The organism is Streptomyces sp. NPDC002499 (assembly GCF_053595415.1).
Window position 1 is genome coordinate 55,485 of the sequence record NZ_JBSFXO010000012.1, and the last position, 13,918, is coordinate 69,402.

15 protein-coding genes are annotated in these 13,918 nt (G+C 71.5%); 7 read left to right on the forward strand and 8 right to left on the reverse strand.

Annotated features, from left to right (window positions below; genetic code table 11):
- The first annotated feature begins 6 nt into the window (after window positions 1-6).
- Window positions 7-912 (forward strand): Gfo/Idh/MocA family protein, encoded by a 906-nt coding sequence (locus tag ACWD5F_RS31800; protein WP_451259631.1) that lies wholly within the window; start codon window positions 7-9, stop codon window positions 910-912.
- Here ACWD5F_RS31800 and lnt read toward each other — a convergent pair.
- Together lnt and ACWD5F_RS31810 are read right to left on the reverse strand one after the other, a co-directional pair.
- Window positions 836-2,401 (reverse strand): apolipoprotein N-acyltransferase, encoded by a 1,566-nt coding sequence (lnt, locus tag ACWD5F_RS31805; RefSeq protein ID WP_451259633.1) that lies wholly within the window; start codon window positions 2,399-2,401, stop codon window positions 836-838. The two genes, ACWD5F_RS31800 and lnt, sit on opposite strands and share 77 nt — an antisense overlap.
- 71 nt (window positions 2,402-2,472) lie before the next feature.
- Entirely contained in the window at window positions 2,473-2,958 is a 486-nt protein-coding gene (locus ACWD5F_RS31810; RefSeq protein WP_401725761.1) for a nuclear transport factor 2 family protein, read from the reverse strand.
- Window positions 2,959-3,058: 100 nt separating this feature from the next.
- Here ACWD5F_RS31810 and ACWD5F_RS31815 point away from each other — a divergent pair, with 100 nt between their 5' ends.
- The gene (locus tag ACWD5F_RS31815; RefSeq protein ID WP_451259635.1) at window positions 3,059-4,045 is read left to right on the forward strand and encodes an LLM class flavin-dependent oxidoreductase; all 987 of its coding nucleotides are present in this window, start codon (window positions 3,059-3,061) and stop codon (window positions 4,043-4,045) included.
- A 27-nt stretch (window positions 4,046-4,072) separates the two neighbouring features.
- Here ACWD5F_RS31815 and ACWD5F_RS31820 read toward each other — a convergent pair whose 3' ends face one another.
- The gene (locus tag ACWD5F_RS31820; protein ID WP_451259637.1) at window positions 4,073-5,230 is read right to left on the reverse strand and encodes an FAD-dependent monooxygenase; all 1,158 of its coding nucleotides are present in this window, start codon (window positions 5,228-5,230) and stop codon (window positions 4,073-4,075) included.
- A 192-nt stretch (window positions 5,231-5,422) separates the two neighbouring features.
- Here ACWD5F_RS31820 and ACWD5F_RS31825 point away from each other — a divergent pair, with 192 nt between their 5' ends.
- A complete protein-coding gene (locus ACWD5F_RS31825; protein WP_451259639.1) occupies window positions 5,423-6,163 on the forward strand; it encodes an SDR family NAD(P)-dependent oxidoreductase in 741 nt (246 codons plus the stop codon).
- Window positions 6,164-6,186: 23 nt separating this feature from the next.
- Here ACWD5F_RS31825 and ACWD5F_RS31830 read toward each other — a convergent pair whose 3' ends face one another.
- From ACWD5F_RS31830 to ACWD5F_RS31840, 3 genes are all read right to left on the reverse strand, one after another.
- A complete protein-coding gene (locus ACWD5F_RS31830; protein WP_451259641.1) occupies window positions 6,187-6,756 on the reverse strand; it encodes a chloramphenicol phosphotransferase CPT family protein in 570 nt (189 codons plus the stop codon).
- 49 nt (window positions 6,757-6,805) lie between these two features.
- Window positions 6,806-6,985 carry a hypothetical protein gene (locus ACWD5F_RS31835; protein WP_402361143.1) on the reverse strand — a complete coding sequence of 60 codons (180 nt, stop codon included), beginning with the start codon at window positions 6,983-6,985 and terminating at the stop codon, window positions 6,806-6,808.
- A 140-nt stretch (window positions 6,986-7,125) separates the two neighbouring features.
- Window positions 7,126-8,001, reverse strand: a complete 876-nt coding sequence (locus ACWD5F_RS31840) for an undecaprenyl-diphosphate phosphatase (protein WP_451259643.1) — start codon at window positions 7,999-8,001, stop codon at window positions 7,126-7,128.
- Window positions 8,002-8,327: 326 nt separating this feature from the next.
- Here ACWD5F_RS31840 and ACWD5F_RS31845 point away from each other — a divergent pair, with 326 nt between their 5' ends.
- Window positions 8,328-9,476 carry a Gfo/Idh/MocA family protein gene (locus ACWD5F_RS31845; protein ID WP_451259645.1) on the forward strand — a complete coding sequence of 383 codons (1,149 nt, stop codon included), beginning with the start codon at window positions 8,328-8,330 and terminating at the stop codon, window positions 9,474-9,476.
- The gene (locus ACWD5F_RS31850) at window positions 9,473-10,399 is read left to right on the forward strand and encodes a DUF6807 domain-containing protein (protein WP_451259647.1); all 927 of its coding nucleotides are present in this window, start codon (window positions 9,473-9,475) and stop codon (window positions 10,397-10,399) included. Before ACWD5F_RS31845 ends, ACWD5F_RS31850 begins: the two co-directional genes overlap by 4 nt.
- A gap of 37 nt (window positions 10,400-10,436) precedes the next feature.
- Here ACWD5F_RS31850 and ACWD5F_RS31855 read toward each other — a convergent pair whose 3' ends face one another.
- Window positions 10,437-10,907, reverse strand: coding sequence for a winged helix-turn-helix transcriptional regulator (locus tag ACWD5F_RS31855; RefSeq protein ID WP_401725781.1), 471 nt, complete (start codon window positions 10,905-10,907; stop codon window positions 10,437-10,439).
- Between the two features lie 103 nt (window positions 10,908-11,010).
- Here ACWD5F_RS31855 and ACWD5F_RS31860 point away from each other — a divergent pair, with 103 nt between their 5' ends.
- A complete protein-coding gene (locus ACWD5F_RS31860; protein WP_401725783.1) occupies window positions 11,011-12,180 on the forward strand; it encodes a thiolase family protein in 1,170 nt (389 codons plus the stop codon).
- A gap of 25 nt (window positions 12,181-12,205) precedes the next feature.
- Here ACWD5F_RS31860 and ACWD5F_RS31865 read toward each other — a convergent pair whose 3' ends face one another.
- Window positions 12,206-12,988 (reverse strand): TVP38/TMEM64 family protein, encoded by a 783-nt coding sequence (locus tag ACWD5F_RS31865; protein ID WP_401725785.1) that lies wholly within the window; start codon window positions 12,986-12,988, stop codon window positions 12,206-12,208.
- A 50-nt stretch (window positions 12,989-13,038) separates the two neighbouring features.
- On the opposite strand from ACWD5F_RS31865, the gene ACWD5F_RS31870 reads away from it, so the two are divergent.
- Entirely contained in the window at window positions 13,039-13,764 is a 726-nt protein-coding gene (locus ACWD5F_RS31870) for a DNA alkylation repair protein (RefSeq protein ID WP_451259650.1), read from the forward strand.
- The last annotated feature ends 154 nt before the right edge of the window (window positions 13,765-13,918 follow it).

The following is a 13,918-nucleotide window of genomic DNA, read 5'->3' on the forward strand; positions in this document are numbered from 1 at the left end:
GCCCAAGTGAAGGTCGGCTGCATCGGACTCGGTGACATCGCGCAGAAGGCCTACCTGCCCGTCCTGGGCGCACTCGCCGACGTCGAGCTGCATGTGCAGACCCGGACACCCGCGACCCTCGCCCGGGTCGCCGACGGCCTCCACCTCCCGGCCGGGCAGCGGCACACGACCCTCGACGCGCTCCTCGCCCAGGACCTCGACGCCGCCTTCGTGCACGCGCCCACCGCCGTGCACCCGGACATCGTGACCCGGCTCCTGGAGGCGGGCGTACCGACCTACGTCGACAAGCCGCTCGCCTACGAACTCGCCGACTCCGAACGGCTGGTGGCGCTCGCCGAGCGGCACGACGTGTCCCTCGCGGTCGGCTTCAACCGGCGCTTCGCACCCGGGTACGCGCAGTGCGCCGACCATCCGCGCGAGCTGATCCTCATGCAGAAGAACCGGATCGGGCTGCCGGAGGAACCGCGCGCGATGGTCCTCGACGACTTCATCCACGTAGTGGACACCCTGCGCTTCCTGGTGCCCGGCCCGGTCGACGACGTGACCGTGCGGGCGCGCGTCGAGGACGGGCTGCTGCACCACGTCGTGCTCCAGCTGGCCGGGGACGGGTTCACCGCGCTCGGGGTGATGAACCGGCTGAGCGGTTCGGCCGAGGAGATCCTGGAGGTGTCCGGGCAGGACACCAAGCGTCAGGTGGTCAACCTCGCCGAGATAATCGACCACAAGGGCCAGCCGACGGTACGGCGGCGCGGTGACTGGGTGCCGGTGGCCCGGCAGCGCGGCATCGAGCAGGCCGTCCTCGCCTTCCTGGACGCGGTGCGCGCGGGCAAGGTGCTCAGCGCCCGGGACGCGCTGGCGACTCATGAGCTGTGCGAGCGGGTGGTACGCGCGGTTCAGGGCTCGGCCGCCTGAGCCGCACCGCCCGAGCGCCCTCGAACGCGCACCACAGGGCGAGCACGAGGATCGCGCCGTGCACCGGCCAGTCGCCGAAGCGGACGTACGCCGTCGTGCCGGTCGCCAGCGGAATGTCGTACACCCGGGCCGTGCTGTCGTCCGTGCCGAGCCACGGGCCCAGGCGCTGTCCGCTCGCGCCGTAGACGGCGGAGACGCCGGTCAGGGTCGCGTGGACCATCGGGCGGCCGGTCTCGGCGGCACGCAGGGCGGCCAGCGAGGCGTGCTGCTCGGGGGCCCAGCTGTGCTGGAAGGACGACGTGGACGACTGGGCGATCAGTACGTCGGCGCCGTCCTGGGCGAGATGGCGGCTCATGTCGGGGAACGCCGACTCGAAACAGACCATCGGGCCGACGCGCAGGCCGTGCCCGACGTCCATCACCACCTGCTCGGTGCCCCGCTTGCGGTCCTCGCCGGCCGCCTTGCCGACCGAGGTCGCCCAGCCGAGCAGGGAGCGCGCCGGGACGTACTCGCCGAACGGCACGAGCCGCATCTTGTCGTAGCGGTCGCCGGTGAGGCCCTCCGGGCCGACCAGCACCGAACTCTTGTAGATACCGGGCTTGTCGGAGCGCCGCGCGTCCACGTTCACCATGATGTCGGCGCCCGTCTCACGGGAGAGCGCGGCGATCCGCCCGGCCAGATCGGGCCGGCCCGCCAGGTCGTACCCGACGCTGCTCTCGCCCCACACGATCAGGTCCGGATGCTGCGCGGCGAGCGCGCGCGTGAGCTGTTCCTCGCGGTCGAAGCGTTTGTCGACGCCGACGATGACGCCCGGCTGGACGACGGCGATCCGCGTCCGCCCGTCGACGTCGGGGCGCGGTGACCACACCCAGGCCGCCGAGGTGGCGGCCGCCGTCGCGACCAGACCGGCGACGGCGGGCATCCGGGACTCGCGCACCGAGACGAGCACGGCGACGCAGACGTTGACGGCCACCACCAGGAAGCTGAGCAGCCACACCCCGCCCACCGAGGCCAGCCGCAGCGCGGGTTCCACCTGCCACTGACTGGACCCGAGCATGCCCCAGGGACCGCCGAGCCCCTGCCAGGAGCGGACCAGCTCGACCATCAGCCAGCCCGACGGCAGCACGGCGAGCGCGGCCAGCACCCGCCCGGGCCCGGGCACCCCACCGAGGAAGCGGTGCACCAGCCAGCCCCACGGGGCCCACAGGGCGCCCAGCAGCGCGGCGATGAGGAAGATGAACACATGCAGGCTGGGCAGCAGCCAGTGGTGCACGGCCACCAGGAACCCGAACCCGCCCCACCAGCCGTCGTACGCCGCCCGCTTCCCGGTCGGCGCGGAACGGACCAGCAGCAGCCACGGGACCAGGGCCACGTAGGCGAACCACCACAGCGCCGGGGCCGGGAAGGCGAACAGGGGCAGCGCGCCGGCCAGCACGGCGATCGCCGAGCGCCGCCACGGGGAGGCGAGCCACTGACCGACGGTCTTCATACGCGCCTCCCTACCCCGTGGGTGGCTTCAGTGTGCGTGTTTTCGATCATCCGGGCCAGAGTGCCCCGGGTTCAGTCCGTCACACCCGCCTTCGCCGGCTCGGGCAGCCTGCGCCACTTTTCCTGCACGACCACCTCGGACAGCCGCCAGCCGTCGTACGTCCGCAGCAGCCCGAAGGAGTAGCGCCCGCCGCACACGAAGTCCGGCGCGGCCGACTCCGTCCCGTCCGCCGCGAAGCGCATCGGGTTGACGTAGTCCGCCCGCACGCGCGCGGTGTCGCCGGTGTCCTGGTCCAGGGTCCCGAACGCGACCCGGCGGTTGACGATCAGATGCTGCCTCATCGAGAACAGCCGCATGCTCTCCTCCAGCCACGCGGCCACCTGCCGCGCGTCCCCCTCGATCCCGCCGGCCGAGCGGTAGTCCGCACGCCCCTCGGGGGTGAACAGTCCTCGATACGCCTCCCAATCACCGTCGTCCACGGCCACCGCGTACTCGGTGACCACCTCGTCGACGGCCAGCCGGTCCATCACGGTCGCCAACTCCACGCGCTGCGTCATGCGATCAGTGTTGGGTGTGACGCGTGCCGGGCCAAGGGGCGCGCGACGATATTCGGTCGGCGCTCGATCAGCGCTCGGACGCGCTTTCTATACTGGCGCGATGATCAGCATCCCGATCGGCGCGCTCGAAGTGGCCATGATCCAGGCGGGTGCCCGAGCCGTCGACACGGTACGAGACACCGCGGCCTTCGCCCAGGGCGTCGAACAACTCGGCTATCAGCGGCTCTGGTACGCCGAGCACCACCACTCCCCGGCGATCGGCGCGTTCCCGCCGGTCGTCCTGACCGCGCACGCGGCCGCGTCGACGGCGTCGATCCGCCTGGGTTCCGGGGGAGTTCTGGCGCCGAACCACGCCCCGATCATGCTGGCGGAGCAGTTCGGCACGCTGGCCGCGCTGCACGAGGGACGGATCGACCTGGGCATCGGCCGCGGCCCCGGCACCTTCGACGAGCCGACCATGCGGGCACTGCGACGCGGCGCGGGACCGACGACGGATGCCGAGTACCGCGAGGATGTGTCCGAGATCCTGCGCCTCCTGGTGGACGAGGTGCCTCAAGGACCGCTCCCCGAACCGTGGTTGCTGTCCTCCAGCACGGCGGGCGCGAGCCTCGCCGCCGAACTCGGCCTGCCGATCGCCTTCGCCCACCACATCCGCCCCGACAACACCCTTGCCGCGCTCGCCCATTACCGCGAGCACTTCACCCCGTCCCGCTGGTGCGAGCGCCCCCGCGTGCTGCTGTGCGTGGAGACGGTGTGCGCCGACACCCAGGAGCGGGCCGCCTGGCTGGGCGGCCCGATGGACGTTGTCAAGGCCGGACTCCTCAAGGGCCAGAGCGACATCCCCTTCCCCACGCCCGAGGAAGCGGCCGCCCACGTCTTCACCGAGGGGGAGGCCCAGGCCCTGGCGGGCTTCCGCGCCGCGCAGGCCAACGGAACCCCCGAGACCGTCGCCAAGCAGCTGAGCGACCTGGCGGCCCTGACCGGCGCGGACGAACTCATGCTGGTGACGCCGGTCTACGCGCTGGCCGACCGCCTCAGGTCGTACGAACTCGTCGCGGGGTACGGCACGTTGGAAGCGGCTTCCTAGCCGGTACGGCACATCGGAAGCGGCTGGCTAGCTGTCGGTTCCCCACGCGGTCGAGTGGGGACCGAACCTGTTCTCGGTCATGTAGGCCGCCATACGGGCATTCCGCGCCCGTGCCTCCGGTCCGTCGGGCAGGTGGTAATCGCCGCCCGCCCGCGCCGAGTTGGCCTGCACGCGCGTGGCGGTCGACAGCCGCCGGTGCACGTAGCGGTCGAGGGCGTCCGGCACTTCGGCCGGTGTCGCGTCAGTCAGGGTCTCGCCGAGTACGGCCGCATCCATGATCGCCTGAGCCGCGCCCTGGGCCTGGAACGGCACCATGGCGTGAGCGCTGTCGCCCAGGAGGGTCACCCGCCCGAGGTTCCACCGGGTGAGGGGCGTACGGGTGTGGATGCCGTAGCGGAACACCCGGCCCGCGCGTTCGAGAGCGGCGAGGACACGCGGGTCCCAGCCCGCGAACTCGCGTACCTGCTCGCCCGGTTCGGCCTGCGCGGTCCACGACTCCTGGGCCTCCTTCGTGCCGAACACGCCCACGAGGTTGAGCAGTTCACCGCGGCGCACCCGGTAGTGGACGACATGCCGGCCGGGTCCGAGCCAGCCCGCGTACTCCGGCAGGTCCAGATCGGCCACCGCGTCGGCCGGCAGCAGCGCCCGATAGGCGGCGGTCTCCGAGAAGACGGCCTCGTCAGCGCCGAAGAGCCACTGCCGGGCCGCCGACCGCACCCCGTCCGCGGCCACGACCAGGTCCGCGTCCAGGCGCTCGCCGCTCGCGGTCGTCACAGTGGCCGAGGTGTCGTCCTGGTCGATGCCCACGACAGCGGTGTCCAGACGCACGGACTCGGGCGGCACCCTGGCGGCCAGGGCTTGGTGCAGATCGGCCCGGTGGACCTGGAGATACGGCGCCCCGAACTCCTCCTCGACCGCGCGGCCCAGGTCGTAGCGGCAGATCTCGGACCCGTCGGACCAGGTGCGGAAGCTCAGGTGGGAGGGGCGGACGGAGTGCGCGGCGACCGCGTCGAGCAGGCCGAGCCGGCGCAGTACGCGCGTGGCGTTGGGCGCGAGCTGGATCCCGGCGCCGATCTCGGCGAACCGAGCAGTCTGCTCGACGAGCGTGACCTCGTGACCGGCCCGACGCAGACTCAGCGTCGCGGCCAGTCCACCGATGCCCGCGCCCACGACGATCGCTCTCATGGCGTGCCCCCTCGCCCGTCGGGTGGGGCAGGCTACCGAACGGAACTCCCTTGCCGTACCAGGCATTTCGGCCGCAGTCGCGCGCGGGGCGGGCTCGGGTGGATTCCGCGTGTGACGGGCGTCGCACAAGACAGTCGCCCAAGGGTTAGGGTGATCGATGATCGATCATCTGCCCGATGTCTGGAGGTCCCCATGACCCGTCCTGTCACGATCGTCACCGGCGGCAGCCGGGGAATCGGCGCCGCGACCTGCCTGCGGCTCGCCGCGGACGGCCACGACGTGGTCGTCGGCTACGTCCGGGACGCCGACGCGGCCGGGCAGGTGGCCGAGGGTGTGCGCAAGGCCGGCGGCCGGTGTCTCACGGTGCGGGTGGACACGTCCGTCGAGGCCGAGGTCGAGCACCTCTTCGACGTGGCCGAGCGCGAACTGGGGCCGGTGACCGGGCTGGTGAACAACGCGGGCGTGACCGGTCCGCTGGGGCGCCTCGCCGACACGAAGACCGCCGACCTGCGCCGGGTCGTCGACGTCAACGTCACCGGCACGCTGTTGTGTTCGCGCCGGGCGGCGCAGCTGATGGCGGCGCGGGGGAGCGGCGTCATCGTCAACGTGTCCTCGGGAGCGGCCACGTTGGGCAGCCCCGGCGAGTTCGTCCACTACGCGGCGACCAAGGCCGCGGTCGACGCGCTGACGCTGGGGCTCTCCAAGGAACTCGGTCCGGACGGGGTCCGCGTCAACGCGGTGGCGCCCGGCGCCGTCGACACCGACATGCACGCCACGATGGGCGATGCCGAGCGCGCCTGGCGGATGGCCCCCGGCATCCCGCTGCGCCGGCCGGGGCGGGCCGAGGAGATCGCGGCCGCGGTCGCATGGCTGATGTCGTCGGAGGCGTCGTACGTGACGGGGACGGTGCTGCGGGTGGCGGGCGGGCGTTGAGTCGGGGGCGCCGGCGGCGCCCTCTACCGCGCGTCGCGGAGCCGTTCGAACGCCGTCGGGCGGGGCCTGCCCGGCAGGAACTCCTTGATGCGGACGGCGCATTCACGGGCCGTCAGCTCGGCGGTGTCGCACTCGATGTCGTAGATCCCGTGCGCGTGCACCTGTTCCAGCTGGCCGGCGGCGAGGCCGACCGGGCGGTCGCCGCGTTCGCGTTCGCGGCGCTCCAACTCCTCGGCGGGACAGCGCACCCCGACAAGTACGACGTCCTGCGGCACCAGGACGGACAGACAGTCCCGCAGCCGCCATTCGGCGCTGAATATGTGGTCCACGACGACGTTGTTCCCGGCGGCGGCCATCCCGGCGACCGCCCGGTGGAAGCCCCGCCAGGTCCGGTGCAGGACGGTGGCGAGTTCGTCGGGCGGGATCGGGTTGCGGGAGCGCATGGCGTGGAACGCGTCGACCGGCAGATGGAAGTACGGCTCGTCGAGAAGAGGCAGCAGTTCGGCCGCGATGCTCGACTTGCCCGAACTGGACGTGCCGTTGAGGAAGATGACGAGCCCTTGCCGGGGTGGGACGCTGCTCAGATGCTCCACGGAGGGATCATCGCAGACACCCTCCGCTCGGCCGCGGCTCGGCCGGCGCTCAGGCCGCCTCGATGACGGCGCCCCGGATCGCGGCCGCCCACTCGACCACCAACAGCTCGTACTCCGCGCGCTCCTGGGCCGACAGGGAGCCGCCGGCGCGGAGCCACAGGGCGCGGATCCGCTCGTTCACCTCGGCAGCGGACCGCACGGAACCAGGGGTCAGGGAATCGGGGGACATGCCGACAAGCCTAGGGGCAAGCACTGACAGTGCGCTACCAGGTGGCTACTCAACTCGTATGTCATTGGTCACGGGCAATGGATCACGGCCCCGCGTACTGACTCCAGGGTCAGCTCAAGTCCCTTGCCCCGCCCGGCGGTTCAGCCCGCGGACTCCGCGGCGTGCGGGCTCAGCGCGCCCGTCGAGACCAGCGCGATGATGACGATGCCGAGCGCGATGCGGTACCAGACGAACGGCATGAAGCTCTTGGTCGAGATGAACTTCATGAACCACGCGATGACGGCGTATCCGCAGAAGAAGGCGATCACCGTCGCGAAGATCGTCGGGCCCCAGTCGACATGGCCCTTCTCCAGCGCGTCCTTGGTCTCGAACAGGCCGGAGGCCAGCACGGCCGGGATGGCGAGCAGGAAGGAGTAACGGGCCGCGGCCTCACGCTTGTAGCCCATGAACAGACCGCCGCTGATGGTGGCGCCGGACCGGGAGACACCGGGGACCAGCGCCATCGCCTGGCAGATGCCGAAGATCAGGCCGTCCCGGACGCCCAGGTTCTCCAGCGACTTCCGCTGCTTGGGGGCGCGGTGCTTGCCGCCCGACTCGTCGCGCGCCGCGAGCCGGTCGGCGATGCCGATGACCACGCCGATGACGATCAACATCGTCGCGGTGATCCGCAGATCGCGGAACGGCCCCTCGATCTGGTCCTTGAACAGCAGCCCGAGCACGCCGATCGGAATCGAGCCGACGATCACCAACCAGCCCATCTGGGCGTCGTGGTCGGCCCGCATCTCCTTGTTGACCAGCGAACGGGCCCACGCCGAGATGATCCGCCCGATGTCCTTGCGGAAGTAGATCAGCACCGCCGCCTCCGTGCCGATCTGCGTGATCGCCGTGAAGGCCGCGCCCGGGTCCTTCCAGCCGGAGAAGGCCGCGGTCAGCCGCAGATGCGCGCTGGAGGAGACGGGAAGGAACTCGGTCAGCCCCTGGACGAGTCCGAGGATGAGGGATTCAAACCAAGACATGAAGTTACGGAGTCCAAGCGCTGATCGTGACGGGGCGAGGGGCACACCGCGCCGCCGGGCGCGGTGATCACGGTGAGTCCAAGGAAGCCTAGCGTCCCGCGAGGACAGGCCCGGCACAGGGTCTTCACCAACAGCTCCGGCGGATACCGGTCCTGGTTGCCGGCCGGCCGACCGCTCCCGCAACAGGGTGTTGACCTGCGATGGGGGCGCAGCTTACGTTTCAGGGGAGGGGAAAGCGCTTGCTGCGCGGTCGTCGTGACAACGGCCGTGCCGTTCGTCCTGCCCTCTCGTCGGCTCGTCGTCCCCGAGGAGTGCTGATCTCGTCCATGTCCACACCTGCGACCCCCCTGGCCGGCCGGCGCGTCCGGGCCGCCGTCATCGGTACCGGCGCCATCGGCCGCGGCTCCCACCTGCCCGCGCTCGCGCAGCTCGCCGAGGAGGGGGAGACGGAGGTCGTCGCCGCCGTTGACATCGATGCCATCGCGGTCGAGGAGTTCTGCCGGGAGGGCGGTGTCCCGAACGCGTACACCGATCTGGACCTGATGCTCCGGGAACAGCGCCCCGACCTCGTCACCATCTGCACCCCGCCGACCCTGCACCGCGCGCAGACGATCGCCGCGCTGCGTGCCGGGGCCTGGGTGTGGTGCGAGAAGCCGCCGGTGCCGACGCTCGCGGACTACGCGGCGGTGGAGGTCGAGGAGGGTACGGACGGCGGTCCGTACGCCTCGATCGTCTTCCAGCACCGCTTCGGCTCGGCGTCCAGCCATGTACGCGGGCTGCTGGCGAGCGGTGCGCTGGGCCGGCCTCTCGTGGCGCACTGCCAGACCACCTGGTACCGGGACACCGCCTACTACGCGGTGCCCTGGCGCGGCCGCTGGGCGACCGAGGGTGGCGGGCCCGCCATGGGACACGGCATCCACCAGATGGACCTGCTGCTCGACCTGCTCGGCCCGTGGCGCGAGGTGCGCGCGATGGCCGGCCGTCTCGTGCACGACGTCGAGACCGAGGACGTCTCGACCGCGCTGGTCCGCTTCGAGAACGGCGCAATGGCGACGGTCGTCAACAGCGTGCTGAGCCCCGACGAGGTCAGCCGCATCCGCATCGACTGCGAACGCGCCACCGTCGAACTGACCCATCTCTACGGCCACTCCAACGCGAACTGGCGCATCACCCCGGCTCCGGGCGTGCCGGCCGACGAGCTCGCCGGATGGCGGGACTTCGGTCCGGACGTGCCCAGTTCGCACCTCGCGCAACTGCGGGAACTGGTCGCGAGCATGCGCGCGGGGGAGCGGCCGCGCAGCAGCGGGGCGGACGGGCGCACCAGCCTGGAGCTGATCGCCGCGCTCTACAAGGCGGCGTTCACGGACGCGACGGTCGAGGCGGGCGAGATCGGCCCCGGCGACCCCTTCCACACGGCGATGCACGGCAACGCGCCCGGCTGGGCTCCCGCCGCCGCGAAGGCGGTGTCCGCATGACAGGACTGCGCCTGGTCCACGCCCACGGCGACCGGATCACCCTCACCGAACCGGCCACCGGCGTCGAGCTGTTGAGTTACGTGTACGCCGCCGAGGCCGCCTGGGAGGCGCCGAAGCCGTACCTCCACCCGATCCGCACCCTGGCCGGCGACATCGTCACCGACTACCGGCCCAACGACCACCGCTGGCACAAGGGTCTCCAGCTCACGGCCTCGCACCTGTCCGGCGCCAACCTGTGGGGCGGCAACTCCTACGTCCACGGCGAGGGCTACCTCGAACTCCCCGAGCGTGTCGGCTCGATGACGCACGTCGGCTTCGACGAGGTCGCCGCGCACGAGGACCGGGCCGTGATCGCCGAACGGCTCACCTGGCACCCGTACGACGGGGAACTGTGGGCCGAGGAGGAGCGCCGGATCGAGGTCCACGACGTGGATCCGGGCGCCGGCTCCTGGGCGCTGACCTGGACCAGCGCGGTCACCAACCGGCGTGACGAGCCGCTGCGGTTCGGCAGCCCGACCACCGCGGGGCGTGAATCGGCGGGCTACACAGGGCTGTTCTGGCGCGGCCCGCGCGCCTTCCGTGACGGCCGCATCATCGGGCCCGACGGCGAGGGACCGGACCTGATGGGCACCCAGGGGCCCTGGCTCGCCCTCTCCGGCGAGCACGACGGCACCGACGGCCACGCCACGCTCGTCTTCGCGCACGCCCCGGAGAACGACCACACGGGCGCCGAAGGCGCCCACCCCGCCCACTGGTTCGTCCGCAACGAGCCCTTCGCCGGCATCGCCCCCTCGTGGTCCTTCTACGACGAACTGGAGCTCGCCCCCGGCGACACCCTCACCCGCCGCTACCGGGTCGTCGTGGCCGACGGGGCGTGGGAGCGCGAGGAGATCGCCAAGTACCTCGCGGCGCACCCCTGGTGAGTCATCGTCGGTAGATCTGGATCGGACAGCCGCGGCGCTACGCAGCCGTAGGACCCTTCACCGTCCATCCCGGAACCTGGGGGTGGGCGGTGAGGTCTTCGTGGCGCACTTCGTCGCCGCAGGCCCGGCAGGTGACGACCGGGACCAGTTCGTTGCCGCAGACGTGCTCTATGACCATGGGGCGTTCGTCCTCCGTGCGGAGATGGCGGTCGCCCCACTCCATGAGGGTCATCAGGACCGGCTCCAGCTCAAGTCCTGCCTGCGTGGGTCGGTACTCGAAGCGCTGCGGACGCTCGCTGTAGACGCGCTTCGTCAGGATCCCCACGTCGACGAGCCGACGCAGCCGGGTGGTCAGGATGTCGCGCGGGGCGCCGATGTTGCGCACCAGCTGGTCGAAGCGGCCGTTGCCCAGGCAGACCTCGCGCAGGACGAGCAAGGAGTACTTCTCGCCGACGAGCGCCAGGGTGTCGGCGATGGAACAGGGGCGCGGGGTTTTGGCGGCGGACATACGCCCAGTGTAGGGGAGGGTTTGATTTTCCAACTCACGGAGCTATGGTGAGTTTGGATTTCCTACTCACTAGTAGGCGGCGTAGTCACAGGAGGCCGGCACCATGCGCGACGCAGTCATCGTCGAAGCCGTACGCACCCCCGTGGGCAAGGGCAAGCCGAACGGCTCCCTCGCCCACGTCCACCCGGTGGAACTCCTCGCCCACACCCTGCGCACCCTCGTCGAGCGCTCCGGCGTCGACCCGGCGCTGATCGACGACGTCATCGGCGGCACCGTCGACCAGGTCGGCGAGCAGGCCATGAACACCACCCGCTACGCCCTTCTGTCGGCGGGCTTCCCGGACACGGTCCCCGCGACCACCGTGGACCGGCAGTGCGGTTCCTCCCAGCAGGCGGTGCACTTCGCGGCCCAGGGCGTCATCTCGGGCGCGTACGACCTCGTCGTCGCCTGTGGCGTCGAGTCGATGAGCCGGGTGCCGATGTGGTCGAACGTGCCGCCCGGCAAGGACCCCTTCGGCCCCGGAGTCGCCGAGCGCTACCCGGAGGGCCTGGTCCCGCAGGGCATCAGCGCCGAGCTGATCTCCGCCAAGTGGTCGATCACCAGGGACCGGATGGACGCCTTCGCGGTCTCCTCGCACCGGAAGGCGGCGGCCGCCTGGCAGGCCGGCCTGTTCGACGCGGAGGTCGCGCCGCTGGACGGGGTGGCGCGCGACGAGTGCGTCCGGCCCGACAGCACCACCGAGGTCCTCGCCGGCCTCAAGCCCGCGTACTACGACCCCGCCTTCGCCGAGCGCTTCCCGCAGATCGAGTGGAACGTCACCGCGGGCAACGCCAGCCCGATCAACGACGGCGCCTCGGCCGTGCTCGTCACCTCCAGCGAGACCGCGGCCCGTCTCGGCCTGCGCCCGCTGGCCCGGCTGCACAGCTTCGCCGTCACCGGCTCCGACCCGCTGCTCATGCTCACCGGCGTCATACCGGCGACCGAGAAGGTGCTGCGCAGGGCCGGCCTGAACCTCGACGACATCGACCTGTTCGAGGTCAACGAGGCGTTCTCCAGCGTCGTGCTGGCCTGGCAGCAGGAGACGGGTGCCGACCTCGCCAAGGTCAACGTGCACGGCGGCGCGATCGCCCTCGGCCACCCGCTCGGCGCCAGCGGCACCCGGCTGACGACCACTCTGGTGCACGCGATGCGCGAACGCGGCACCCGCTACGCGCTGCAGACGATGTGCGAGGCGGGCGGGCTCGCCAACGCGATGATCCTGGAAGGGATTTGAGGGATCGGAGCAGGATGAGGGGGCGTCAGGGCTTGCGCAGGTGGTGGCGCTTGCGCCAGGCCATCACCGCGCCCGCCACCGTCGGCAGCGCGATGGAGGCCAGCGCGATCAGGAAGATCGGCGAGGTCGGTGCGGAGGCGCGGGCCCCGGCGACGACGTAGGCGGCCGTGTTCGGGATCGAGCCCAGCGCGGTCGCCACCAGGAAGGACGTCCACCCCATCCGCGAGACGGCGGCGGCGTAGTTCACGCCCCAGAACGGCAGCCCGGGGAACAGTCGCGCCGCCAGCATCGAGCGCATCCCGTGCCGGCTCAACTGCCCGTCCGCCGCCGTCAGCAGCCGCCCGCGCAGCAGGGGCCGCAGGGCGTCCTGGCCCAGCACCCGGCCCAGTCCGAAGGCGAGTCCGGCGCCCAGCACGGTGCCCACCAGCGCCGTGCCCAGACCCACCGCGGAGCCGAACACCGCACCCGCGGCCAGGTTCAGCAGCGGACGCGGTACGAACGCCACCGTGACCAGCCCGTACGCCGCGGCGAACACGAGGGCCGCCATGAGCCCGCCCACGTGGGGTGGCCACCCGTCGGCCAGCAGCTTCTGCGGCTTGAAGAGCAGCACGCTCGAACCGGCCGCCGCGAGCAGCGTGAGCAGCAGCGAGAACCGGGACCAGGGCGAGCGCAGCACTCTTCCGCAGCGCGCGAGCGGGCTCGTCGGTGCTGGGACGGTGACTACGCGCACGGGAAGGAGAAGCTCCGTGGCGGTGGCCCGGGGAGAGACCGTGGCGGTGTCACCAGAGCGGGTGGTGGCATCGAGCATGCCCGCGACACTAACGGACGCATGTGTGTGATCGCCGTATGGTTCGTCTCATGAACGTCACAGACACGAGCACATCGGACGTGCCGTTCAGCACACTCGCGGACACCGTGCTGGAACGGCTGACGGCCGCCTACGCCGGCGCGGCCGATCCGGAGCGCGCCGCTGCGATGCGGGCGTACATGAAGGACGTGGCCCCCTTCCTGGGCCTGACCACCCCCGTGCGCCGCGCCCTGTCCCGCACCGTCGAGGACGGCCTGCCGCGCCCCGCCGAGGCCGACTGCACGGCGATCGCCCTACGCTGCTGGCAACTGCCCGAGCGCGAGTACCAGTACTTCGCCGTCGACTATCTGCGCCGCCACGCGCGCGTGTGCACGTCCGGCTTCCTGCCGGTGGCCCGGCATCTCGTGTCGACCGTCCCCTGGTGGGACACCGTGGACGCGCTCGCCGCCCATGTCGTCGGCGGCCTGGTCGCGGCCGACCGGAAACTGGCCCTGGACATGGACGCCTGGATCGGCGACGACGACCTCTGGATCGCCCGCACCGCCCTGCTCCACCAGCTGCGCTACAAGGAACGCACCGACACCGAACGCCTCTTCGCGTACTGCCTGCGCCAGTCAGGACACCCCGACTTCTTCATCCGCAAGGCCATCGGCTGGTGCCTGCGCGAGTACGCCAAGACCGACCCGGAGGCCGTACGGGAGTTCCTGGCGCGGGAGCGGGAGCGGTTCGCGCCGCTGTCGGTGCGGGAGGCGCTGAAGAACATCGGCGGGGCCTGAACCGGGCGGGAGCCTGAAGCCCACGGGGTTCGAATTCGCCCGTGGAGAAAACCATTCGCCCCTGCGCGGGGCGTCGGCAATAATCGGAGCCATGTTCCGGTACGCCTTCCCTCTCGCAGCATCCGCAGGTGCGGATGCCCCGAAGGCTGCCGTT

What these genes read in the sequence shown, in the direction of transcription:
- lnt (WP_451259633.1), bottom strand. Translation starts at nt 2,401, where the DNA reads ATGAAGACCGTCGGTCAGTGGCTCGCCTCCCCGTGGCGGCGCTCGGCG.
- ACWD5F_RS31810 (WP_401725761.1), bottom strand. Translation starts at nt 2,958, where the DNA reads ATGACGCAGCGCGTGGAGTTGGCGACCGTGATGGACCGGCTGGCCGTC.
- ACWD5F_RS31815 (WP_451259635.1), top strand. Translation starts at nt 3,059, where the DNA reads ATGATCAGCATCCCGATCGGCGCGCTCGAAGTGGCCATGATCCAGGCG.
- ACWD5F_RS31820 (WP_451259637.1), bottom strand. Translation starts at nt 5,230, where the DNA reads ATGAGAGCGATCGTCGTGGGCGCGGGCATCGGTGGACTGGCCGCGACG.
- ACWD5F_RS31825 (WP_451259639.1), top strand. Translation starts at nt 5,423, where the DNA reads ATGACCCGTCCTGTCACGATCGTCACCGGCGGCAGCCGGGGAATCGGC.
- ACWD5F_RS31835 (WP_402361143.1), bottom strand. Translation starts at nt 6,985, where the DNA reads ATGTCCCCCGATTCCCTGACCCCTGGTTCCGTGCGGTCCGCTGCCGAG.
- ACWD5F_RS31840 (WP_451259643.1), bottom strand. Translation starts at nt 8,001, where the DNA reads ATGTCTTGGTTTGAATCCCTCATCCTCGGACTCGTCCAGGGGCTGACC.
- ACWD5F_RS31845 (WP_451259645.1), top strand. Translation starts at nt 8,328, where the DNA reads ATGTCCACACCTGCGACCCCCCTGGCCGGCCGGCGCGTCCGGGCCGCC.
- ACWD5F_RS31850 (WP_451259647.1), top strand. Translation starts at nt 9,473, where the DNA reads ATGACAGGACTGCGCCTGGTCCACGCCCACGGCGACCGGATCACCCTC.
- ACWD5F_RS31855 (WP_401725781.1), bottom strand. Translation starts at nt 10,907, where the DNA reads ATGTCCGCCGCCAAAACCCCGCGCCCCTGTTCCATCGCCGACACCCTG.
- ACWD5F_RS31860 (WP_401725783.1), top strand. Translation starts at nt 11,011, where the DNA reads ATGCGCGACGCAGTCATCGTCGAAGCCGTACGCACCCCCGTGGGCAAG.
- ACWD5F_RS31865 (WP_401725785.1), bottom strand. Translation starts at nt 12,988, where the DNA reads ATGCTCGATGCCACCACCCGCTCTGGTGACACCGCCACGGTCTCTCCC.
- ACWD5F_RS31870 (WP_451259650.1), top strand. Translation starts at nt 13,039, where the DNA reads ATGAACGTCACAGACACGAGCACATCGGACGTGCCGTTCAGCACACTC.